Here is a 22555-nt window from a genome sequence, read left to right on the forward strand (position 1 = left end):
CCCGGGGGGCGGGGCGGGGGGGGCCCGACCCTCGGTTGCTCGGATCAGTGGGCCGAAGATGTGGCGGGGGCCTGGGAGCCGCCGCCCATGGTGACCCGCAGTCGGTCGGGCTTCAGTTGCCCGTCAGTCTGCTTCAGGGTCACGTCGATCCACCCTCGGTGGGCATCGGGCAGGGCGACGTAGTAGACGTCCCGGCCTGTCCGTTCCGGACTGAGGGTTCTGACGAGCCGCCAGGACAGCTCTTTTCCACGGTACTTCACGGAAGTCACCATCGCTCCAGGCTGGGAGGCGAAGACGACGTACGACTCCGCGAAGCCCATTCCGGGGCCGAAGAGTGCCGCGAGGCTGGAGTTCTTCTCTTCCGGTGTTGCTCGTCCGGCGCTGCAGGCGATCTCCTGCGCCGCGCCGGAGGAGGTCTGTCCGAAACAGACTTTGCCGTGGGTGGTCTCCCATAGGTAGGAGGCGGATTTCCCGGACTGTCGGGCCAGGCTGAGTCCTTTGTTCGTGGGGGTTGCGCCGGACTGGCGAGCCTGGGCTGCGAGGGCCGTCTCGAGTGGCGCCGGGTCGGGTTCGTGCGTGCTGGGAGTTGCGTGGGTGGTGGGGGATGCGAGGCCGGCCGGTGTGACGGCCGGCGGGTTCGCGGTCGGTTGGGGTCCGCAGCCCGCTGCCAGGAGCACCGCTGCGGTGGCCGCCAGGAGCAGGCGTGCGGCGCGGGTTCGGTGGTGGGTCATCGGCCGCAGGTTCCTACCTGGGTGCACATGACCACGTCCAGTCGCACCAGGTTCGGCGGGGCTTCCTTGAACTTGTTGCCCTGCCAGGTGTGGATGTCGAAGGTGCCCCAGCTCCTGGTCGTGGTCTTTCCGTTGGCGTCCTTGTAGATGGTGTCGTACCGGGTGACATAGCCGGAGGGCACGTAGCCGTACAGTTCGCCCTTCTTGAGTTGCATGGTGCTGGCCTCGGCGGCCGTCGAGGTGTTGGTCTTGGTGTCGGAGTTGGTCCAGGTGTAGTCGCCGTTGAGGCCGAACGTCGTCTCGACCGAGCCTTCGGCGACCAGGGGGATGCTGGCCTTTCCGCCTGCCTTCACGGACGCCGACCAGCCGAATTTGTCGGCGAACTGTTCCATCGCCGCGTACATGGCGGCGTAGGTGTAGGTGAACGACAGCGTCTGGTCTTCGGTGACCTCGCGGACGTTGGCGCCGGTGGAGAAGTCGGTCCACGGGCCCTGGTAGGTCACGACGGTGGATATCGCCTCGGTGCCGGGGGGGCCGTCGGGCACGACGACGCCCTTGGGCAGCCTGGGCGGCAGGGGCTGGCAACCGTCGCAGTAGTGCTTGGAGGACGAGCTGCCTCCACCGCCGCCACCGCCACCGCCGCCGCCACCGCCGCCACCGCCACCGCCACCGCCACCGCTGCTGGTGGTCTTCGGGGTGTAGCCGACGGAGTCCTGGATGTCCTTGGAACAGTAGGCCAAGTCGTACAGGCACGAGTTGGGCGGGGAGCCGATCTCGGTGCCGGCCGGGTCGCTCAGGGTCAGCGGGTTGTTGTTGCTGTACGTGTACGCGTTGTGCTGGCGCGGGTCTTCGGTGACGAAGAGCGGGTCGACCGAGATGAAGCGTCCGGTCGACGGGTCGTACTCGCGGGCACCGAGGTGCACCAGGCCCGTGGCGGCGTCGTTCGTGCCGCCGACGAAGCCCTTGTCACCGGACCAGGTGGTGGGCTGGGTACCGCGCGCGGCGCCGAACAGAGTGGACTTGCGGCGGGTGACGGTCTGCGCGGCGTCGGCCGTGATCTGAGTGGTGCCGGTGCCGTGGTGGTCGCCGAGTACGAACGTCAGCTTTCCGCCCTTGCGTACGGCGATGGTCTGCGTGCCCGACATGTAGTAGCGGGTTCCGCTCAGCACCCCGCTGGTGCTGCGGCGCAGCTCGTTGCCTCCGGGGAGGTAGAGCGTCGTGCCGGTGGAGTCCTTGGCGAGGAGTCGCTGGCCCTCGGTGTCGTAGAGGTAGGCGGCCTTCTCGGTCGTTCCTTCGGTGACCGATGCCAGGTGTCCCTCGTCGTCCCAGCCGAGGGTCTGCTGGACGGCGGTGCCGATCTTGCGGGTGCGGGTGTTGCCGGCCGCGTCGTACGAGAAGGTCTCGTCGTGTGCGTCGGCGCCGGTCTGGGTGACCTTGGGCAGATTGTGCTTGCCGGCGGTCGGCGCGGCGTAGGAGCGGGTGGCGGCCGGGCCCGAGGCGGTGGTGTGCCGGGTCTCGGTCTTCCGGTTGCCCATCACGTCGTAGGTGTAGGACGTCCAGTACGCGTCCTGCCCGCCGACGACGGACGTCGAGGGCGTGTCGGCGCACTGCTGACCGGTGTTGGTCCAGGCTTCGGTGATGCGGCCCAGCGGGTCGAGGTCGACGCACTGGGTGTCGGTGGTGCGGTTCGCGTCCTGCCCGTAGGCGGTGGCGACGGAGACGACGTTGCCCGAGGGGTCGTAGCCGTAGCTGGTGTCCTCGACGCGCTGGGGGGCCGCTTCCCGGTCGGTGTAGGTGCGGCTGAGGACGCCGGAGTGTTCGTCGTACTCGTTGGACACCCATACGTGCTGGGCGAACTCACCGAGTTCCATGCGGGTGTTGCGGCCGTAGTGGTCGTAGGTCATGGCGGACACGATCGGGTCGACGCCCGCGCCGACCGTGTTCAGCAGACCGGAGCCGGCCGTGTAGGTGTTGGCGACCTTCTCGGCCGGGAGGTCACCGATGGCGGGGTGCTGGGTCCACATCACGTCGCCGGTGTTGAGGTTGTACGAAGTGGTCCACTTGTAGACGCCCGCGGGCGCGTCCGTGCCGTCGGGGACGGTCAGCTGGGTGACGACCGGCTTGTAGAGGCTGTTGTACGTGGTGATCGCGGACTCGAACGCCTTGCCGCCGACCCAGCGGGTCGACTTCGACAGCTGCCCCTTGGCCACGGTGTCGTAGTCCCACGACGCGAGCGTGGTGGTGCCCTTGGTCAGTGCGGTCTTGCGTCCCAGCTCGTCGTAGTCGGTGTGCAGGGTGATCCCGCGTCCGACGTGGGTGACGTCGGTGGAGCGGTCGCCCTGGTCGTAGGTGGTCTTGGTGGTGCCCTTGTCGGGGTCGTCGACCTGGATCCGACGTCCGCGGACGTCGTAGGTGTACGTCCAGGTGGCGTCCGAGGGGTCGGTGATGGTGGCCATCCTGCCGCGCTTGTCGAAGCCGTAGCGGGTGGACTGGTAGGAGGTGCGGGCGACGTCGGTGTACTGCCGTGACTCGATGGTGCGTCCCAGCGCGTCCACGACCGTGGTCGATGCCGTGCCGCCTTGGGGCGGGACGACGGTGGTGGTGTCACCCGTGTACTGGGTGACGGTCCGCCGGGTCTCGTCGCCGAACCGCTTGGAGATCTGGGCCGTGACGCGCCCGGCTCCGTCGTACTCGGTGTCGGTGGACGCCGGGTACTTCAGCTCCTGGCCGGTGGCGAGGACCGGCTCGGCCGCCCCGGTCGCGAAGAACACGCCGGAGGTGCGCCACGCCTGGCCGCGGGTGTCGTAGAAGGTTTCCGTGAGGAGCCGGCCGGCCCGGTCGGGGGACTCCGTCTGGGTCTGGCGGGGCCGCAGCAGACCGTCGTAGAAGGAGTACTCCGTCTGGTAGGTCGCGTCGTGGGCCAGGGTCTTGGCCGTGATGACGGCCGGCGCGTCGTTGCGGAGCTGGTAGTCGAAGACCCTGTTGGGGGAATTGGGGTAGGTCGTGGCGGAGCGGGTGGGCAGCCACACCTTGGTGACGCGGCCCAGCGCGTCGTAGGCAGTGGTGGTGATCTTGCCGTTGGGGTCGGTCACCTGTGTGGGCTGGCCGCGCAGCGGGGCCATCTGGGTGGTGGTGGTGTGGTTGCGCGCGTTGGTGACGGCAACGCTCGTGGGGGCTTCGCCCGTGGCCGGGGTGTACGCCGTCTTGGTGATCTTGCCGAAGGCGTCGGCAACCGTGAGACCTCGGCCGTAGACGTCGAAGTCGGCGGCCGGAGTGGCGGTGGTGGCGTCGTAGCCGCTGCCCGCGCCGTTGATCCGTTCGGACCGGGTGACGTTGCCCTTCGTGGGTGCCGCGCCGAGCGCGCCGCCGTCGTAGTAGGTCCGGACGTCGTCGATCACGTCGCCCGGTCGGGCCACGGTGGCGCCGCAGGTGACGGCGACCGTCTCGACCTGGCTGACCTTGTCGAGGATCCTGCCGGCGTTGGTGCGGGCGTAGCTGGTCGTCTTGCAGCTCTCGTCGCCGGTCTTGGCGGTGTCACCGGTCGTGGACTCGGTGGCGACCATGCCGTAGCCGTCGAAGGTGCGGTCCGTCTCGGTGGTGCGCGTTCCGCCGTTGACGGCGGTGCGGGTCGACTCCTTCTGTACGCCGGTCTGGTACGAGACGAGGTCCGGGAGGCCGGAGCGGGTGCGCGTGGCGATCGCCGTGGAGCGCCACGGGGTGTACGAGGTCGCCGTCACCAGCTTGTTCGTGTCGTCGCCGTTGTAGGTGATCTTCTCCCGCTGCATGCCCGCGAAGGTGTCGCGGTCGGTGACCGCGACACCTGCCGAGTCCTTGACGTCCTGTCCGTCCCGGCCGCGGAAGTAGCGGTTCTCCGTGAGGGTCTTGGGGTCGGAGGCGGTGCCGACGCGGGTCTGGACCCGTTCGTAGCCGCGGGCGACGGAGTAGGTGCGGTCGTCGGCCTTGGTGAGCTCGTCGGTGCTCTTGGCCCAGGCGGCGCCGCCCAGGTAGGAGTAGGACGTGACCTTGTCCGGGGACTCGACGAGGTTGTCGCCTTCGACGACCTGGGTGGCCACGTAGGTGTTGAACCAGTCGAGCTTGGCGTCGTAGCCCTCGTAGGCCCACTTCACCGGGTAGCAGCGGGTGGTGTTGGTGGCGTCGGCCGCCGGCAGGGTCGTCGCGGTGCACTCCGGCTCGGAGTAGATGACGCCGATCGTGCCGCCGGTCTCGGTGGTGATCTGGTACATCCGCAGGCGGATGAAGGGCGCGAGGCCGTCACCGGTCTTGTCGACGCGGTTGGCCTTCTGCTCACCGGCGAACGTCACGGCCGGGAGCGCGACGCTGCCGCCCGCCAGGCCGGTGCGCTGGATGGACTTGAGCCACATGGGCGTGGAGATGCCGTCGCCGGAGGCGGGGAAGTCATGGCTCAGGGTCCAGGTGTCGACGTCCTTGTAGGCTCCGCCGGTCAGCAGCTTGGTGGTGAGGGAGGCGAGCCGCTTGCGGGACCAGAACGTCGGGGAGAACTGGTCCTTGCACTCGGTGGAGCCGTCCTTGCAGTACTGGTCGAAGGGAACGTCGGGCCAGTTCTTGGCGTTGGTCTCGTCGAACGTGCCGCAGTTCGCGAGGCAGCGCTCGTCGACGGCGAAGTGGACCTGCGCCATCGCCTTGCCGGAGTAGACGGCGTCGTTCCGCAGGCCGTAGTCGATCCGCTCCAGGTAGCCGCCCCGGATGTACGGGGTGACCGTGGCCTTGCCGGTGACGTCCGAGACGTTGCGACCGTAGTTGTTCGTCTCTGTCTTCCAGTAGTACGCCATGGCGTTGTCGCGCGGGTCGACGACGTAGTCGAGCTGCCAGCGCCATGCCTGCTGGCACCAGCCGCTCGCGAAGCTCGCGTTGTAGCAGGGCTCACCCGACTGGTTGCCGAACACCGGCACGGTCCAGGTCGAGTTGGTCGAGGGGGAACCGGTGGTCGCGCCCGGGAGGCGGTTGAGGCCGAAGAAGTACTGCGTGCCGTCGGCGGTGGTGACCTTCCAGTGCTCGCCCTTGCCGTCGACACCGTCCGTGCCGCCGTCGCCGTTGTCGGCTCCGGTCAGCTTCTCGATCTTCGTACCGTTGTCGGCGACCTCGTGCCAGCCCTTGCCCGCCTGGTAGACGAGTTCGGTGGACTTGCCGCCCAGCGACAGGGTCGCGTTGTCGTTGAACCAGCACATGTCACCGACGCGCGTGGTGTTGGTGCCGTTGGTCTTGTCGTCGTTGCAGGACTTGTACCGGCGCTCGATGAAGCCGGGCTCGTACGACCAGCCGTCACCGATCCAGGACGGCTGGTTGTTGGATGCGGCCGTACGGCCGTCCACCGCCTGCGAGTTGTAGTCCAGGGAGATCTTCGGCTGGACTCCGCCCGGTACGGCGGGCACATTGATCGGGTGGGACCAGGCGAAGCTGCCCATCGACTCGCCGGCGCTCCAGGAGCCGGCCGCCTGCAGGGACGTCGCCTTGTAGTCACCGCTGGCGCCGGCCTCCTCTGCGGCGGCGGCCAGGACGGTCGTCGCGCCGACACCGACCGGTGCGCTCAGCGTCCCGGTTCGAGTGTTGTTGGTGGTCGCCAGCGGCGTCTTGATGCGGCACTCGGCCTTGTCGGGTGTGGTCAGCGCACAGGCCGGCAGCCGCACCAGCCGCAGCCGTGCCGCCCAGTCGCCTCCGTACGCGCCGCGGAAGGAGGAGTAGTTCACTTCCACGCGGGTCTGTACGGCCTTCGCCGCGCCGTCGGAGCGGCCCACGGACAACAGCAGGCCGTCGACTCCGGCCTTGCGTGCGGCGGCCCGTTCGGAGACCTTGACCTTGACCTTGACGGTGGCCTGGGTCTTGGTGCCGGACTGCGGCGTGGCCTTGCCGTCCTTCGCCCCGGGGGCGGCGGCCGGCTGCCCCTGATCGGTCAGAGCGACGGCCACGGGCAGGTTCGCGGCCCGTACGGGTACGGATGCGGCTCCTCGCCGTGAGGCGGACTTCTTGCCGCTCACGGGAGCCAGTTCCACCTCGGCCGTCGCGGCGCCGGGCCAGAGGACCTTGGGGCCGCCCTTCCAGGGGTGGGCCGCCGCGGCGTCGGGTCTCTTGACTCCGCCGATGCGGGCGTTCTTGACCGGGACCGGTTTCGGCTGATGCAATCCAGGAAGCGGAGTTCTTTCATCCGCATTAGCTGTCACGGCCCCCCATGTGGGCAAAAGACCCATAGCGATCGCGGCGGCCATAACGGCCGCGGAGCCGCGTATTCGTGGAACTCTCACGCTTGCCTCTCGCGTAAAGCGGAAAATGTCGCCGAACGCTAGCAGTGCACCCACTCAAGAAACCGATCACTTGAGCAAGATCTGAGATCCACGCGGAAAACCGCGAAATCCCGCCCGATCGATTGACGATCGGGCGATTTGTACTCCCGCGCCGGTGGCGCCGACCGCGCCCCTTTCGGCTCGCCGGAGGACGCCGAAGCCTCCGGGGGCCGACTTACCCATGCCTGAAGCAGGGCGAGTGCGGGGCACGGCGCCACATCGCCCCCTTCATGCACGAGCGGCCGCGGGATGCCTCCGCCTCGCCTCACGGCTGGAGGCGGAGGCGGAGGCGGAGGCGAGCCGCCGCACTCCCATGGGAAAAGCCCGAGTTGATCACGGAAACCTCAAAGGTGGCCGCTTTGTCGCAGGTGAACGCGGGGTGTGCATGCGCCGGCACTCGCCATGGCCCACCCCAGCAGCCCGGCGAGTACCCCGCCGGCCGCTCCGGCCCACGGACTCTTGGCAACGCCCGGGCATGAGGTGGATGGCCCCGGCCCGCAACCGGTTCGTCGGGCCGGTCGGACCCCGTGGCGCGCCCGGGCGCACGGCCCCCCGAGCCGGTGGGGCCCTCCGCGTCCGTGTGCGAGGTCACGAAAGGCAACAGCGGAAGAATTCATTCCGGGCGGGAATGGACCCCCTCGAGGGCAGGGAGCTTGCGAACGCAATCAAATTCGGCCCCTTCGGCACGCTCCACCGCCTGGCCCCTGCACGACGGAGAAGCCACTCGGACAAAAGGCCCACCCCTGACGATGAACGGCCGGGAGTCGCGCGCGAGAGTCCCATCGGCGCACCCTTCCGGCAATCCGTTTGAGCGGAACTTGAGCCCGCATGCGCCGCCCTGCCAAACGAACACGGACACCCGCCGGTCGCACCGACGAGCCCCGCCGACAACTGCCTGAAGCCGCTTAATTTGAGGTGGATTTGAGGCTTCTCCTCGAATCCGCATTTCTCTCGGAGTGACTGCTGGAATTACGGTCCCGCCCACTCGACGATCGACTAGTCTGCGCTGGCGCGGGAGGCGCAGCCGGGGGGCAGAACACCCTCCAGGCTGCCTTCGCACGCGTTGCGCCACCCCACCGACACGCCGGCTCGCCGCCCCGCCGCCGCCTGGACTCCCTGGAGGAAGGGCCACGTTCGGCGGACGGCACTGCCCGAGCACCACCGCACTCAGAGAAGAGAACTCCTTTGTCGAGTACGCGTAGCAGGAGTCGCTGGAGACGGACTCTCCACCGGGCCACAGCGGTAGCACTAGTGGGCTCGATCGCCCTGTGCATACCGCCGGCGTCGGCCGCCGAGCGGGCGCAGGCGACCGTCATGACGCCCGAGGACGACGGCAGTGTCAGCCCCGAGGACAAGGCCCTCCAGGAGGCGAAGAGCACCGGGAAGCCGGTCGAACTGACTTCCGCCCGGACCGAGTTGTCCGACACCTGGGTGAACCCGGACGGCACGTTCTCCGAGAAGAAGTACGGCGCGCCGGTACGTGTGCTGCGGGGCGGCGCATGGGTCGCCACGGACCCGACGCTCGAGTTCGCCGCCGACGGATCGGTGAAGCCCAAGGCCACCACCGTCGTCGTCACCTTCTCGGGTGGCGGCACCGGGCCACTCCTCACCGGTGTGAAGGACGGCCGCACGCTGTCGCTGTCCTGGCCGTCAGCGCTGCCGAAGCCCACCCTCAACGGCAATGTGGCCACCTACGCCGAAGTGCTGCCCGGCGTCGACCTCCAGCTCAAGGCCGAGGTCGAGGGCTTCTCCCAGCTCGTCGTGGTCAAGACCCCGCAGGCGGCCGCGAACCCGGCGCTCGCCCAGCTGAAGTACACGATGTCGACGGTCGGAGTCACGGTCGCCACCGACCCCGCGACCGGCACGGTGACCGCGACCAACCCCGCCGGGCAGACGGTCTTCACCAGCCCGTCCCCCATCATGTGGGACTCCACCACCACGGGCAGCGGCACGGCCGCCCCGCAGAGCCTCAAGCAGTCGGCCGCGGCACGGTCCCTGACGGCGACGGAGACCGAGGTCCCCGAGCCCGACAGCTCCTTCGAGCAGCCGTCCGGCTCCAAGGAAGCCGTCATGGCGACCTCCGTGAGCGGCAGCACCTTGCAGATCACCCCGGACCAGCAGCTCCTGAAGGCGGCGGACACCACTTACCCCGTCTACATCGACCCCTCGTGGGCCTGGGGCGGGCGCAACAACTGGACCCGGGTGTCGAAGAAGTACCCGACCAAGAACTACCTCAACTCCAATGAGGTGGCGCGCGTCGGATACGAGAACGAGACGAACGGCCTGTCACGGTCCTTCTTCCAGATGGACACGGCCAACGTCCGCGGCACCAAGGTGATCAGCTCCACCTTCCGCATCAAGAACGTCTGGTCCTGGTCCTGCCAGGACCGGCCCGTACAGCTGTGGCACACCAAGGGCATCGGCGAGCAGACCACCTGGAACAACCAGCCCGCCAAGATCGACTGGCTCTACAACGTCAACGACTCCAAGGGCTGGTCCAGCAGCTGCCCGGCAGGCAACCTCGAGTTCGACCTGACCTGGAAGATGCAGCGCATCGCCGCCGCCGGCGACACCAGCATCACCCTCGGCATGTACGCCGAGAACGAGTCCGACACCTTCGGCTGGAAGAAGTTCGACCCGAAGACCGCGACCCTGGAAACGGTCTACAACAACCCGCCCGCCACACCGACCGGCCTCGGCACCAACCCCAAGACGGACTGCGCCAACGGCGGCCTCATCGGCAACACGACCGTCAGCCTCTACGCGTACGTGACCGACCCCAACGCCGGCAACCTCTCCGCCCAGTTCCAGGTCTTCCGCAGCGACGGAACCATGGTCGCCGACGAGTGGATCCCGGGACTCAAGGACCGCGTCTCCACCCTGGTCGTCCCCGACGCCAAGCTCCCCACCGGCAGCTACACCTGGAAGGTGCGCGCGTACGACCAGAGCGAGTACTCGGCCTGGAGCCAGACGTGCAAGTTCACCCTGGACCGCACCCGACCGACCGAGAAGCCGAAGATCACGTCGACCACCTTCCCCAATGGTGAGAACGGCTGGCCCGCCGGCACCGGCAAAGCCCGCACCCCCGGCTCCTTCACCCTCTCCGCCAACGGCGTCGACGACGTCACCTGGTACGGCTACTACACCGACTGGAACCCCGACGTGAAGAGCGTCACCGTTCCCGCCGGCGGCTCGACCACCGTCCAGCTCACCCCGCCCGGCGTCGGCCCGCACTTCGTCTACGCGTTCAGCCAGGACCCCGCGGGCAACCGCTCCGACACCGCTGCCTACCTGTTCTACGCCGGCCGGTCCACCGCGCGAGACCAGCCCGGCGACCTCAACGGCGACACCCACCGCGACATCTGGAGCAAGGACAGCTACGGCACCCTGCTGACCTACGCCGGCCAGGGCAACGCGAAGTTCTCCACCACCACCAACGGCGGCATCAGCGGCCTGGGCTCGGCCCTGACGACCAGCTCGCTCGACTGGGGACAGGACGGCTACAACGACCTGATCACCCTGCGACACGACGCGAACGACAACCTCGACAAGCTCTGGGTCCACTCCAACAACGGCCTCGGCCGCGTGCAGGCGAACAGCACCCAGCAGATCAACGTGAGCTGCCCCGTCCGCGACGAGGAGATGGGCTGCACCGAGGAGGGCGACGACCACTGGCAGGGCGCCTCCCAGATCATCAACCCCGGTGACCTGAACAGCGACGGACGAGCCGACCTGCTGGTCAAGCAGGGCAAGCGCCTGTGGGCCTACTTCGGCGAGCGCAACCTCCTCCTGGACATGCACGGCGCGCCCGTGCTCGTCGGCGGGGAGGACTGGGACAAGTACAGCGTCATCACCCCCGGCGACCTCAACGGCGACAACGTCCCCGACCTCTGGCTCCGGGACAACGCCAACGGCGACATCCTGCGCACCTACGGCAAGCCGAGCACCGACAAGAAGGTCGCCGTCGACCTGGCGACCTGGGGCTCCGCGACCCGCACCAAGGTGGGCACGGGCGTGACCCAGAAGCTCTACCCCGAGGTCGGCTCGGTCGGCGACCTCTCCGGTGACGGCGTCACCGACCTGTGGGCCCGAAAGGCCGACAACACCGTCTTCGGCTGGTACGGCCAGATCATCAGCGGCGCCGTCGGCTCGTTCTCCGGCGGATTCGACATCGACGCGGTGGTCGGCGCACGGATCGCGTCCGGCACCACTCTGGCCTCCGGCGAACAGTTCACCACCACCGGCGCCAAGCTCGTCATGCAGACCGACGGCAACCTGGTGCTGTCCACCAAGGACAACAAGCCGGTCTGGGCCACCAACACCGCAGGAAACCCGGGCGCCTTCGCCCGCATGCAGGCCGACGGAGCCCTCGTCGTCTACACCGCCAACGGATCCACCACCCTGTGGAGCAGCAAGACCGGCAACAAGCCCAACTCCTACGCCGTCGTGCTCGCCCGCGGAGTCCTGGTCCTCTACGACGCCGTCGGCAGGAGCCACTGGACCAGCGGCGGCCAGAGCCGACCCGACTACAACGACGACGGCTACACCGACGTCCTCGCCCGCGACGCCAACGGCGACATGTGGGTCTACCCGGGCACCGGCGGAACGGGCACCAGCACCCTGGGCAGCCGCTACTTCGTCGGCAACGGCTGGTGGCGCGACTGGTGGACGAACGCCTACAACACCGACCTCAACAACGACGGATACACCGACATCGTCGGACGCGACCGCAACGGCGAACTCCACCTCTACCCGGGAACCGACGGAAAGGGCACCTACCCCTTCGGCTCCCCCTCCCTCATCGGCGTCGGCTGGAACATGTACGACACCCTCGGCTTCGGTGACATCAACGGAGACGGCCGCACCGACGCCATCGGCCGCGACAGCGGCGGCGAACTCTGGGTCTACCCCGGCACCGGCGGAACGGGCACCAGCACCTTCGGCAGCCGGATCTTCATCGGCAACGGCTGGTGGCCGGCATCGTGGACCACGATCCGCTTCGCCGACATGAACGGCGACTACAAGGTCGACATCATGGGCCGCACCGACCAGGGCGACCTGTACGTCTACCCCAACACCAGCACCAACAACGGCAGCATCAGCTTCGGTGCCCGGTACTTCAACGGCAACGGCTGGTGGAACGGCTACTGGAACCCCTTCGCCACCGACCTCGACAGCGACGGCGCAGCGGAGTCCGTCGGTGTGACCAACAACGGAGAGCTGTACGACTACCTCCCCAGTGGCCGCACCCTGATCGGCACCGGCTGGCAGTCCTTCGACGTCATCCTCTGACGACCGGCACCACACGCCACGGATAAGGGTGGGGCCCCGTCCCGGACGGGGTCCCACCCTTCGCGTTCCCCACCGCTGCGAGCCTCTCCACCGACTCGCCGCGCCGCAGGTCAAAGCCCATCCGGCAGCCAGGGCTGCCATCGATGTCCCCCGCACCAGCCGTCTATTCTCTCGGTATGCACCGCAGCGAGGTGAGGCGGGACGACGGCACGTGGGCGGGCCTGTCCCTGGACGTGCGGAACCGCCCCCGGCCCGGACTGTGCGTGCTCAGCGCCGGGCCCCGACTGCTGGTCTCCCAGCTGTCGCGGCCTGCGCTGCTCGCCCTCGTCGATGAGCACCTCCAGGGCGTCGACTTCTGGCGCACCGACGCGTACCGCTCCTTTGTCCCGCCGCTGCGCGCCGATGTCGGCCGCGCCCTAGCCGGCAGCCCGGAACGGTGGGCTCACCGCTTCGCTCAGTACTTCGCCGACGCACCGGACAGCCCCCTGCACGACGGCCGATGGCTGCTCTCCTGCGAGAGTCCGTTCCGGCGCCGGCGTCACCCCGACACTTCGTACGCCGCGTACTGGAGCGAGATGCTCGTCGAGGGCCATCCGGACGGATACATCGACTGGTTCGTCCATTCCTCTTCCTGGGAGATCGTGCCGCTGCGGCCGCTGCCCGACGCCGACGACAGCCGGGTCAAGGCGTACCGCAAGCAAGCTCGCGACGGGACGCTCCCGCCGGTCCTCATGTGGTGGGTCAGCGGCCTGCACTGCCATCTGATCCTGGACGGCCACGCCCGGCTCGCCGCGGCGATCGCCGAGTCCATCGACCCACCGCTTCTGCACCTGCACCGCACGGCTCCGCGCGATGACCTGGACGCGCGCACCCGTGAGGCCGTAAGCCTCTACGAGCACGAACTGGCACGCTTCACCGAACTCCGCACCGTCCACGGCCCCACCGTCCCGGACGGCACCGCGACCGCCGGTCCGCAGCTGGCCCGTCTCCTCCATGACCTGAACACCGCGGGACAGCCGACTTGGGCGTGGCCCTTGCCGGGCGGGGAGGCCGAGTGGCACCGCATCGCGCACGAGGTGACGATCGGCCGGGACTGGTCCTGCGCCTGAGTCTTGGCGACTCCCGTGCCTCGCGGTCCTGAAGGGGTCGGGCGTCTTCTCCGGTTCATCTCGAAGGAGCGCAGCGGCAGACGGGCGTCGAGGCCCCTCCTCGCGGCCTCGGTGTCCGCACGCTCGCGCCGCAGCGCAGTCTCCAGCTTGCCGAACGGACGGGGCTCTGCACGGTGAACGGGGCTGTCCAGGACGGCTCCCTTTCCGCCGTGATCACACCAGCCACAGCGCATGGCACCATAGCGACCAGGTCAGGTCAGGTCAGGTCAGGTCAGGTCAGGTCAGGTCAGGTCAGGTCAGGTGTGGGTCGCAGAGCGGCTCATCCGCGTCCAGTTCCCCCCTGACCGTTCATGACGCGGCCCGGGCGGTCATGGGATAGCCCTCCCACCGGGCGGCCGAAGATCGTTTACGGTGCAGCCCTTGGTTGCCTGCTTCCTCTCAGCCCGTCCAGGGCTCTGCGGGCAGTGAAGTGTGCCCGGCGCTTTACCCCTCACTTCCTTTCCGTACTTCGGTCGGGGCTGTGTTGTTGGGATGGTCTCCCACCACGTCGACAGGAAGGGTGGCACCACGCATGGCTCATGAGAACGGCCGGACCTCCGGCTCTGAACGCTCCTCTCAGGTCCCGGTCCGGGCACCCGCGCCGCGGTCCGGTGCACTGAACATCCAAGGGACCGCTGGGAACACGGCGATGGTCCAGATGCTTCGCCAGGCCGGGCACACCTGGGTCCAGCCCTCCCGGTCCGAGGGATCCGAGCAACATCAGCACGGGCCTGGCTGCAGTCACCAGGCCACCCGGGACGCCGGAACGGCGGACGCGGCCCCGGTGCAGCGGTCCACCGTTCACGATGTACTGCGCGCCCCCGGCCGCCCCCTGGACGACACCACCCGCACCGACATGGAATCCCGCCTCGGCGCGGATTTCACCGACGTCCGCATCCACGATGACAGCGCGGCCCGCGAATCCGCCGCCGAGGTCGGCGCCCGGGCGTACACCTCGGGCAGTCATGTCGTCATCGGTGCCGACGGTGGTGACGACCACACGCTGGCTCACGAGCTCACCCACGTCATCCAGCAGCGCCAGGGGCCGGTGGCCGGAGCCGACCACGGGGACGGCCTGCGTGTCAGCGACCCGTCCGACCGCTTCGAGCGCGAAGCGGAAGCCAACGCCACGCTCGTGATGAGGGCGACCCCGGACTCGACGGCTGCGGAACCCGGGGCACGTGGCCCTCATTCTCCTGCCCGGAACAGTTCCCGCACGGCCGCCGTGCAGCGAATGCCACTCGATCCCCGGGGAAAGCAGAACGCCGCACCACCCCCAAAGCAGGGAGACCACCTCTTCAACAAATTGGCCGAGGCCGCGAATCTGCTGGGAGCAAACGCGAATGCGCGACTAGCAGCCGTTTTCAACGCAATCGACGAACCCACCAGAGCGGGCCTGCAAGCAAACTGGGCGGCCTTCAGGGTGATTCGAGACCGCTTTACAACAAATCGTGATCTGATGCTGAACAAGGCGGCTGAGGCGAAAGAGGAGCGCCACCCGCACGACTACCCAAGGACGTTGTTCTTTGCTGCCGAGGGCATCGTCAGTCAAGCTGGCGGTGATGCCAACTCTCAGACATTCGGGACCTTCAGCAACACCCTGGCGAATCTGCCAGCTCTCTGCGGGACCACTGCCGGCGGGGTTGTCCAACCCCTGACTCTTCCCGCTGACGTCACCGGCGCACGGGGCGGGTGGGAAAACCTCAAGGGAAAAGTCTACGACAGTGACGCGGAAAGGCGAGTGAAGGCCGCCCTGAAGGGAATCGAGAAGGGAAAGCATCTGAAGGGCTTCAACAAGTGGCTTCCCGAGACGAAGGACACCTATGTAGAACTGTACGAGTTGATGCTGTCCACCGTCGAAGCCCTTCAGGAAGTGACTTCGATGATCATCAGAGGCGGCGCAGCCACTACCGCTGGCGCAGCTGCGGACAATGCCGCAACCACGAATTCCGCCGCTCCTGCCGCCGGGGAGACGGGAGCGGAGGGCCAGACCTGACGGGCGGCGATTTGCCCACGACCCCTGAGGCCGGGCCGGCAAGACCGCGGTGATGATGCCGAGACGGCGCACGTGCGCGCACTCGGTTCCCACCTCAGCGCGTCGGCCGCCAAGCCGACGCTGCCGCCGGACAGCCTGGCACGGTGACCACGGCAGTCCGTGCCAGGAGCGAGGGTCCCGGACGCGGCCATGGCCGGGCGGGAGTCAGCGGGATGAAGGCGCTGCGGGGTCACCGTTCCAGACGCCCTGCAGCGCTGCGTTTACGGCTGCCTCGGCGTGAAGTCGCGCGGTGGGGAAGACCGGAACGGGACTGTCCTCCGGACCGATGAGAAGCTCGATTTCCGTGCAGCCCAGGATGATCCCTTCCGCTCCGGCGGCAACGAGGTCCCTGATGACCTCCCGATAGGCGGTCCGCGATTCCTCCCTCACGATTCCGAGGCAGAGTTCCTCGTAGATCACCCGGTGCACGAGCGCTCGCCCGTCGGAATCCGGAACGCAGATGTCCAGACCGCCCGCTTCGAGACGGCCTCGGTAGAAGTCCTGCTCCATGGTGAACGCCGTACCCAGTAGTCCGACCCGGCGCAGGCCCGCTGCCCGTACGGCTTCCGCGGTGGCGTCCGCCAGATGCAGCAGCGGGATGGACACGGCCGCCCCGACAACATCGGCGACCTTGTGCATGGTGTTCGTGCAGATGAGCACGAGGTCAGCGCCGGCTGCCTCCAGAGACCGAGCGGCCGCGGCAAGGACCTCGCCGGCCTCCGCCCAGAGCCCCTGGACCTGCAACTGCTCGATTTCCGCAAAATCCACCGAATAAAGCACGCATCGAGCCGAATGGAGTCCGCCAAGCCGGTCACGCGTCAACTCGTTCACCAACCGGTAGTACTCCGCCGTCGACTCCCAACTCATCCCACCGATCAGCCCGATCATCTTCATCGCCCCGCTCCTTCCGACCCCGAGCGTCATCCCGCTCACGGACCACACATCCTTCCATAAGCTAGATAAGCAACGAGGCTCGATGACATAAGACTCCCTTTGAGGAGGCGTCGCGGGCGGCGATGAAAGGCAGTCGCATCCCCCTGCAACTCCCACTCCCACTCCCCCTCACCCCGCGGGCGGCGATGAAGGCGGCGAGCTGCGCCAGACCGTCGATCACCGGCCGGTCAGAGGGCATCCAGAAGGTCGCACCGGGGTGAAGGCGCGGCTTCAAGATGGGGTGGAGGCCGGGCAGCGATTCCGCGGGGGCATCCGCTTGGGGGCCGAGCTCATGCTGCTGCACAGCCCGAACGCTCGGTGCGGCCGTCACGCCTCGGTTGCGGTGCCCTGGTGCTCGTGGCCGGTGTCGAAATAGCGGTCGAGATACGCTTCCTCGCCCAAGGAACTGTCGCGCAGGAGAGAGAAGACCTCATCTCCGTCGCCCGGCCGTCCTGCGGTGTCCAAGCGGTAGCACTGAGCAAGCTCCAGGTAGCGATGGTCGTTTTCCCTTGCATAGGTCCGTGCCTCGCCCTCTGCCCTGGCGATGGCCTGGTCCATCGAGACGGCCTGCCACAGCGTCAGGCGCTCCTCGTAAGGTGCGCCCTCCGAGGCATCCCATCGGAACACGCAGCGAACCGCGTACCAGGACTTCCCCTCTGCCATGCCCGCGGCTGCCATGCTGGAACTCCTTGAATGACACACCGCGCTGGGCATGGTCGACCGCGTGCCCAGGACCTGGACAACCGCCGATTCTCACTGCCGAGAGTCGTCCCTGCAACCGGTTACTTCCACGGCGGGCTTGTTCATGGCCCGGGTGACCAGCGAGTGCTGACCGCACCCATGCCGGCCCCGGTCATGGAGCAGCTCCTCGCCGACGTCAAGGCTGTCTCGATGGGCCCCTTCGACGGCAGCCCTGTTCACTCCATGAACCGCTGGTGGCGGCAGACCGAGCAGGGGTGGGCTGCGCTCGACGAGGCGGCTAAGGCCACCATCCCGCCATTGTCCTCAGCCCGCTGATGGTGCGGCAAGGACCCACCTGCGCGGGAAGAGCTGATGCGCTGGAGCTGACCTCAGAAGCCGTTGCCATACCGGTCATGGAGTCCGTCGATCGAACGGGAGTCTCGATCGAGTGATCGCGGGCACTGCCCGGCATGAGAGCAGGTCCTGGCGGTATACGGGCAAAATCCAAAGGAACGGAGGGCCGTGCGCTGCTACGGTCAGGCACTATGAGCTGGCTCCCCGATAACTTCGTCCATCCCGTCCTGGTACCGCTGCCGGGCGGTGGTCATCACCTGCGGCCGATCCGGGAGGCGGACGCCCCGCTCGACTATCCGGCTGTGATGGGTTCGCGCGAGCGGCTGTGGACCATCTTCGGCCCGGCCTGGGGCTGGCCTGCGGCCACCATGACCTACGAGGCCGACCAGGCCGACCTGTTGCGGCACGAGAAGGAGATCGCCGCACACCAGTCCTTCAACTACGCGCTGTTCGACGCGGCGGAGACAGCTCTGCTCGGCTGCGTCTACATCGACCCACCGGAGAGGGTCGGCGCGGACGGCGAGATCTCCTGGTGGGTGGTGGACGAGCTGGTGGGCAGCGAGGTCGAGCAGGCCTTCGACGAGCTGGTGCCGCAGTGGATCGCCGCCGACTGGCCGTTCGAGCAGCCGCGCTTCCTCGGCCGTGAGACCTCCTGGTCGGACTGGCTCGCCCTGCCGGAGCACTCCAATGCGTAAGTAGCTTTTGTCGTAATGCTCTGGGGACTTGGTGCCCGAACGGCCGTCTCGATCGGGTGACTGCGGCGGTTTCCGCGCGTGAAAGCAGGGCCTCCAGGTAGCTCGAGGGTGCGATCCCATTCCGGGTGGTTCCCGGAGGCTCTGTTGTCGTTGTTGTACGTGCCCGAGCATGTTGACCTCAACTCACCCGCCGCGTCATGCGATTACCTCGCGCACGTGTACGGCAACGCGGCCGACCATCCGGACCGGGTACGCCGGTATCCGTCGGACATGACGGACGCGGAGTGGGCGGTCGGCCGTTGCTGCTGGTGCCGGCCTGGTCCCAGGGGCGGGGTGGACGGCCCGAGGGCTACTGCCACCGGCAGCTGTCGGACGCGATCCGCTACCTGGCCGCGGGCGGGATCTCGTGGCGGCGACGCCCGCGGACTTCCCCGCATGGGCCCGGGTCTACGCCCTCTTCCGCCGCTGGCGCGAGCACGGGCTGATCGCCGAGCTCCACGACCGGCTGCGAACATCGGCGACCGGGACGCCACGGCGGGCCTGCTGATCCGGCTGCGCCGTCTGCACCGCGACATCACCCTCGTGTGGGCCGACGGCGGCTACACCGCTCCCCCGTCGGCTGGTGCCGGGATCAACTCGCCTTGACCTTGGAGGTCGTCAAGCGCACCGACGACACGGCAGGGTTCGTGGTGCTGCCGAGGCGGTGGGTGGCAGAGCGCACGTTCGCGTGGTTGATGAACTCCCGCCGTCTGGCCCGGGACTACGAGACCCTGCCCGCCACCAGCAAGGCGATGCTCCGGTGGTCGATGGTCACGCGGATGAGCCGGCGTCTGGGACGGCCACGGTCCGCCGGACGGCACTGAACGCCCCCGACGCCAGAACCGTCACCGGCAGCCCTTCCCGCCAGGGCGGCACCGTCGAGCCCGGCACCTGCGCGAGCGGCAGCACCGCTTTCTCCTCGGCCTCGGTCCCGGCAGTGGTCTCGACAGCCGAGGCTGCCAGGACCTCGACCAGCTCTTCCCGCGCGATCACCCGCCGGTCCAGCTCGATCTCGGGCGGCCTCCGACACCTCAGCCAACCGGGCGACTTCCTCCCGTAGCCCTCCCACCCGCACACGGGCCCTGTCTCCCGCTCCTCCAGCATTCCCAGCACCGACGCCATCGCGCACCCTTCGCTCGCGAAGCGGAAACAAGACGCCCGATGTCTCTCTCATGTTGATCGCGGACGGCTTCGAGCGTGTGTACACCGAGTTGGAGTGGTACGGCGGACCGCGCGTCGGCCTTGCCGACATCAACGGGAAGCCTCACTACTTCCAGAACCACAACTACGACCACGCCGGCGAAGCCGATGAGTACCAGGTCTGGTCCGCGAGCAAGGCCGTGGTGGGGCTGGAACGCAAGCAGTGGGCGATCTTCGCCAGGTGGAACGAACATCGTGAGGCCGGCGAGGTCGGGCCGGAGAGCCATCCGGACCACGGCGGGGTCGACGCCCGTTATTCGGACGTCAGCGTAGTTCCTGCCCGCCAGCAGGAGGCATTCGAAGGTCTGATGAGCCGCATCGCCGGCCGGTTCAATCGAGTTGAACCCCGTCGCCGGGTACGGCATCTGATCTCCGGGCTGCTGTCGGACCTGCCGCGGAAAAACTGCTGGGCCCTTGCCGAGCATGCGGGCAACGGCACCCCGGACGGCACGCAGCCCCTAATGCACCGCGCGAAGTGGGACGCGGGCGCGATCCGTGACGACATACGCGCCTACGTGGTCGAGCATCTGCACGACACCGACGCTGTGCTCGTGGTCGACGAGACGGGCGATCCGAAGAAGGGCACCGTGACCGTCGGCGTCCAGCGCCAGGACACCGGAACGGCCGGCCGCATCGAGAACGCCCAGGTCGCCGTCTACCTCGTGTACTCCGCCGCTCGAGGACACGCAGCCATCGACCGGGCCCTGTACGTGCCGCGCTCATGGACCGAGGACCCGGAACGATGCCGAGGCGCCGGCATCCCCCGACGGTCTGGCCTTCGCCACCAAGCCCCAGTTCGCCGCCCGGATGGTCGCCCGGGCCCTGGACACGGGAACACCCTGGGCAGTGCTGCCTCGGGGACAGTGGTGTGACCTACAGCGGCAGCGCAACCTTCGCAAGTTCCGGGCCGCCCGTCGATGACGCCTGATCAATGTGCACGGAGCCCGGCCACGCAACCAGCGATGTAATCGTCCGCTTCCGTGCCGCCGAGGCCTTCCGTCCGAGCGGGGAAGCGGCAGAGGTCCTCTGCCTTGGTAGGTTCCGATTTTCAGCAGGTCAACCTACAGGTTGTGCAACCCGCACCCGCGACAGACCTGCTCGCTTCTTGAGGTCGGCAGTCGGCTGCCGCGTCCGCAGGCAGTGGTCGCTGGACCGGAGGGTCCCCGGCACTGGCCAGAGGGAACGGACACCCCTGGATCCCAGTAATCACATGATCCGCTGTCGGCGTACGGCCTTAGGAGCGGCGTGCGAAGGCGAGAGTGGCGCCGAGTGCGGTGAGGAGGGCCAGGGCCGCGTAGCCGTAGGTGAGCGTGGCGGTGGTCGCGACGGCGGCGACCAGGAGGGGCCCGCCGGCGTCGCCGAGTTCCCGGCCGAGTTCGGCGGCGCCCATGGTCTGCCCCATGTGTTCCTCGGGAGTGCTGGTCGCGAGGGTGGCGAAGCCGAGGGGGGTGATGAGGCCGGTGCCGGCGCCGATCAGAGTGGCTGCGGTCAGGACGCCCGCGAGTCCGGGCAGCATGGCGCAGGCGAGGCCGCCGGCGGTGAGGGCCAGGCCGGCGGCGAGGCCGGTGCCGGTGGTCAGGAGCCCGTTGTCGAGGGCGCGGCCCGCGGCGGGCTGGACGAAGGCGGCGGTGGCGGCGAGGACGGAGACTGCGGCGCCGGTGGCGATGGTGCCGAGTCCGGCGGCGGCGCCGGTGACGGGCAGGAAGCCGACGCCGACGGAGAGGGCGGCGGTGGCGGCGGCGAGGGCGGCGGTGGGGCCGAGGAAGAGCGGGTCCGCCAGGCGTCGCGCGAGGTCGAGGACGGTCTGCCGCTGCTTGGGCAGGGGAGGTGCGGCCGGGACGGAGAGGGCGGCCCACAGGGCGACGGCGGCGCCGAGTGCGGCGAGCACGACGAAGAGGAGGCGCAGGCCGCCGGCCCAGACCAGGAGTCCGCCGAGGAGGGGACCGAGGGTGTAGCCGATGGACTTGTAGAAGCCGTAGCTGCCGAAGGCCCGGCCTCGCTTGGCCGCCGGGTTGAGGCGGGCGACGAGCGCGGAGGCGGAGGGAGAGAAGGCGGAGGCGGCGGCGCCCTGGCCGAGGCGGGCGGCCCAGAGCCAGCCGGGACTGTCTGCTATGGCGTAGAGGGCGGAGGCGCCGGCGAAGGCGACGAGGCCGCCGACGAGGACGGGCTTGGCGCCGATCCGGTCGGCAAGGGTGCCGAAGACGGGCTTGAGGATGACCTCGGCTCCGTCGTACAGGGCGAGCAGCCCGCCCAGGACAAGCAGGGAAGTGACGGCATCGTCGGAGAAGCCGCCGAGGTTGGCGGCGATTCCGTGTGCGCCGAACGCGGTGGTGAACCCGGCTGCGTACAGGGGCCACATGCGGCGCGCGGGTGGCACTTCGGTGGGCGTGGTGGCGGTCATCGGGGGTCCTCCGCGGTCTCGTGCAGGGCGGCGAAGACGCGCTCGGCGTAGTCCTCGCAGACTGCGGCGCAGGTCTTGAGCCGGGCCGCGGCCTCGGCGGCCTCCGGGGCGCCGAAGACGTCGCGCGCGGTCAGGTCGCGGTGCCAGCGGCGCAGCCGCTCCAGGGACTGTTCCTCTTCCTCCAGCTCGGCCAGGGTGAACTTGGCGTTGCGGATCTCCTTGGCGATCTCCTCCTCGAACTTCCCGCAGTCGGCGAGGAACTCGGCCCAGTCCGCCGACCGGGCGGCGTTGAAGAGCTCCCGGAAGCGGGCGGCGTCGCCCGGACCGCGGCCCGCGGCGTTGAGGGTGAGGGCCTGCCCGCCGGCCTTCTCGGTCAGCTCCAGGGCTCGGGCGACCCCGTCGGCGAAGACGGGCACGTCGGGCACGGCCCACACGCCCTGCCCGATCGAGAGGGCTCCGATGCGGCGCAGTTCGCGCCAGACGGCGACCCGGTGGCGGGACGGTTCTGCGGGGATCTTGACGACGAGCACGAGCCACCGCTCACCTGACGTCGGTTCATTGTTCGACGCGCGATGAAATGCAGCAGCCGTTACATCGGGCAGCGTATTCCGGGGATCGGCTGGTATCCGAGGTCGTTGGGGAGAGGTTGCGGGGAGCGCCGCTCAACAGATGTGCTCTGTCGGAGGTATGGCGCCGCACCGACGCCCGGTGCACACTGCGCAACGCGCG

14 protein-coding genes and 1 pseudogene are annotated in these 22555 nt (G+C 68.6%); 8 read left to right on the forward strand and 7 right to left on the reverse strand.

The window, feature by feature from the left end; translation table 11 throughout:
• Positions 1–44: 44 nt before the first annotated feature.
• Both ACFCY7_RS16200 and ACFCY7_RS16205 read right to left on the reverse strand, forming a co-directional pair.
• Positions 45–731 (reverse strand): hypothetical protein, encoded by a 687-nt coding sequence (locus ACFCY7_RS16200; protein WP_376485313.1) that lies wholly within the window; start codon positions 729–731, stop codon positions 45–47.
• Positions 728–6889 carry an RHS repeat-associated core domain-containing protein gene (locus ACFCY7_RS16205; protein WP_376485316.1) on the reverse strand — a complete coding sequence of 2054 codons (6162 nt, stop codon included), beginning with the start codon at positions 6887–6889 and terminating at the stop codon, positions 728–730. The genes ACFCY7_RS16200 and ACFCY7_RS16205 overlap by 4 nt, the downstream gene beginning before the upstream one ends.
• Positions 6890–8362: 1473 nt before the next feature.
• Here ACFCY7_RS16205 and ACFCY7_RS16210 point away from each other — a divergent pair.
• From ACFCY7_RS16210 to ACFCY7_RS16220, 3 genes are all read left to right on the forward strand, one after another.
• Positions 8363–12340 (forward strand): FG-GAP-like repeat-containing protein, encoded by a 3978-nt coding sequence (locus tag ACFCY7_RS16210; RefSeq protein ID WP_376485318.1) that lies wholly within the window; start codon positions 8363–8365, stop codon positions 12338–12340.
• Positions 12341–12516: 176 nt separating this feature from the next.
• Positions 12517–13449, forward strand: coding sequence for a hypothetical protein (locus ACFCY7_RS16215; RefSeq protein WP_376485320.1), 933 nt, complete (start codon positions 12517–12519; stop codon positions 13447–13449).
• 688 nt (positions 13450–14137) lie between these two features.
• Positions 14138–15484 carry a DUF4157 domain-containing protein gene (locus ACFCY7_RS16220; protein ID WP_376485321.1) on the forward strand — a complete coding sequence of 449 codons (1347 nt, stop codon included), beginning with the start codon at positions 14138–14140 and terminating at the stop codon, positions 15482–15484.
• A 204-nt stretch (positions 15485–15688) separates the two neighbouring features.
• Here ACFCY7_RS16220 and ACFCY7_RS16225 read toward each other — a convergent pair whose 3' ends face one another.
• Complete coding sequence (locus ACFCY7_RS16225) at positions 15689–16417, reverse strand: aspartate/glutamate racemase family protein (RefSeq protein ID WP_376485323.1); 729 nt, start codon at positions 16415–16417, stop codon at positions 15689–15691.
• A 366-nt stretch (positions 16418–16783) separates the two neighbouring features.
• The gene (locus tag ACFCY7_RS16230; RefSeq protein WP_376485325.1) at positions 16784–17134 is read right to left on the reverse strand and encodes a hypothetical protein; all 351 of its coding nucleotides are present in this window, start codon (positions 17132–17134) and stop codon (positions 16784–16786) included.
• Between the two features lie 177 nt (positions 17135–17311).
• Between ACFCY7_RS16230 and ACFCY7_RS16235 the strand changes: the two genes are divergently transcribed.
• The 4 genes from ACFCY7_RS16235 to ACFCY7_RS16250 all read left to right on the forward strand — a co-directional run bounded on the left by ACFCY7_RS16235 (position 17312) and on the right by ACFCY7_RS16250 (position 19049).
• A complete protein-coding gene (locus tag ACFCY7_RS16235; RefSeq protein WP_376485328.1) occupies positions 17312–17473 on the forward strand; it encodes a hypothetical protein in 162 nt (53 codons plus the stop codon).
• A 209-nt stretch (positions 17474–17682) separates the two neighbouring features.
• The gene (locus ACFCY7_RS16240; protein ID WP_376485329.1) at positions 17683–18186 is read left to right on the forward strand and encodes a GNAT family N-acetyltransferase; all 504 of its coding nucleotides are present in this window, start codon (positions 17683–17685) and stop codon (positions 18184–18186) included.
• A 406-nt stretch (positions 18187–18592) separates the two neighbouring features.
• The gene (locus tag ACFCY7_RS16245; RefSeq protein WP_376485332.1) at positions 18593–18733 is read left to right on the forward strand and encodes a hypothetical protein; all 141 of its coding nucleotides are present in this window, start codon (positions 18593–18595) and stop codon (positions 18731–18733) included.
• Between the two features lie 142 nt (positions 18734–18875).
• The gene (locus tag ACFCY7_RS16250) at positions 18876–19049 is read left to right on the forward strand and encodes a transposase (protein ID WP_376485359.1); all 174 of its coding nucleotides are present in this window, start codon (positions 18876–18878) and stop codon (positions 19047–19049) included.
• Here ACFCY7_RS16250 and ACFCY7_RS16255 read toward each other — a convergent pair.
• A complete protein-coding gene (locus ACFCY7_RS16255; protein WP_376485363.1) occupies positions 18997–19347 on the reverse strand; it encodes a hypothetical protein in 351 nt (116 codons plus the stop codon). The two genes, ACFCY7_RS16250 and ACFCY7_RS16255, sit on opposite strands and share 53 nt — an antisense overlap.
• Before the next feature lie 386 nt (positions 19348–19733).
• On the opposite strand from ACFCY7_RS16255, the pseudogene ACFCY7_RS16260 reads away from it, so the two are divergent.
• A pseudogene (locus ACFCY7_RS16260) lies at positions 19734–20259 on the forward strand (IS701 family transposase); the annotation flags it as partial.
• A 400-nt stretch (positions 20260–20659) separates the two neighbouring features.
• On the opposite strand, the gene ACFCY7_RS16265 reads toward ACFCY7_RS16260, so the two are convergent.
• Both ACFCY7_RS16265 and ACFCY7_RS16270 read right to left on the reverse strand, forming a co-directional pair.
• Positions 20660–21826 (reverse strand): MFS transporter, encoded by a 1167-nt coding sequence (locus ACFCY7_RS16265; protein WP_376485335.1) that lies wholly within the window; start codon positions 21824–21826, stop codon positions 20660–20662.
• Complete coding sequence (locus ACFCY7_RS16270) at positions 21823–22356, reverse strand: Chromate resistance protein ChrB (RefSeq protein ID WP_376485338.1); 534 nt, start codon at positions 22354–22356, stop codon at positions 21823–21825. Before ACFCY7_RS16270 ends, ACFCY7_RS16265 begins: the two co-directional genes overlap by 4 nt.
• Positions 22357–22555: the final 199 nt, after the last annotated feature.

This window comes from Streptomyces sp. NPDC056361 (assembly GCF_042262805.1).
Classification (GTDB): Bacteria; Actinomycetota; Actinomycetes; order Streptomycetales; family Streptomycetaceae; genus Streptomyces.

Excerpts from the sequence above, each read along its gene's own strand:
- ACFCY7_RS16255 (WP_376485363.1), bottom strand. The coding sequence starts at position 19,347 with ATGGCGTCGGTGCTGGGAATGCTGGAGGAGCGGGAGACAGGGCCCGTG.
- ACFCY7_RS16230 (WP_376485325.1), bottom strand. The coding sequence starts at position 17,134 with ATGGCAGCCGCGGGCATGGCAGAGGGGAAGTCCTGGTACGCGGTTCGC.
- ACFCY7_RS16210 (WP_376485318.1), top strand. The coding sequence starts at position 8,363 with ATGACGCCCGAGGACGACGGCAGTGTCAGCCCCGAGGACAAGGCCCTC.
- ACFCY7_RS16200 (WP_376485313.1), bottom strand. The coding sequence starts at position 731 with ATGACCCACCACCGAACCCGCGCCGCACGCCTGCTCCTGGCGGCCACC.
- ACFCY7_RS16225 (WP_376485323.1), bottom strand. The coding sequence starts at position 16,417 with ATGAAGATGATCGGGCTGATCGGTGGGATGAGTTGGGAGTCGACGGCG.
- ACFCY7_RS16265 (WP_376485335.1), bottom strand. The coding sequence starts at position 21,826 with ATGACCGCCACCACGCCCACCGAAGTGCCACCCGCGCGCCGCATGTGG.
- ACFCY7_RS16240 (WP_376485329.1), top strand. The coding sequence starts at position 17,683 with ATGAGCTGGCTCCCCGATAACTTCGTCCATCCCGTCCTGGTACCGCTG.
- ACFCY7_RS16220 (WP_376485321.1), top strand. The coding sequence starts at position 14,138 with ATGGTCCAGATGCTTCGCCAGGCCGGGCACACCTGGGTCCAGCCCTCC.
- ACFCY7_RS16235 (WP_376485328.1), top strand. The coding sequence starts at position 17,312 with ATGGAGCAGCTCCTCGCCGACGTCAAGGCTGTCTCGATGGGCCCCTTC.
- ACFCY7_RS16215 (WP_376485320.1), top strand. The coding sequence starts at position 12,517 with ATGCACCGCAGCGAGGTGAGGCGGGACGACGGCACGTGGGCGGGCCTG.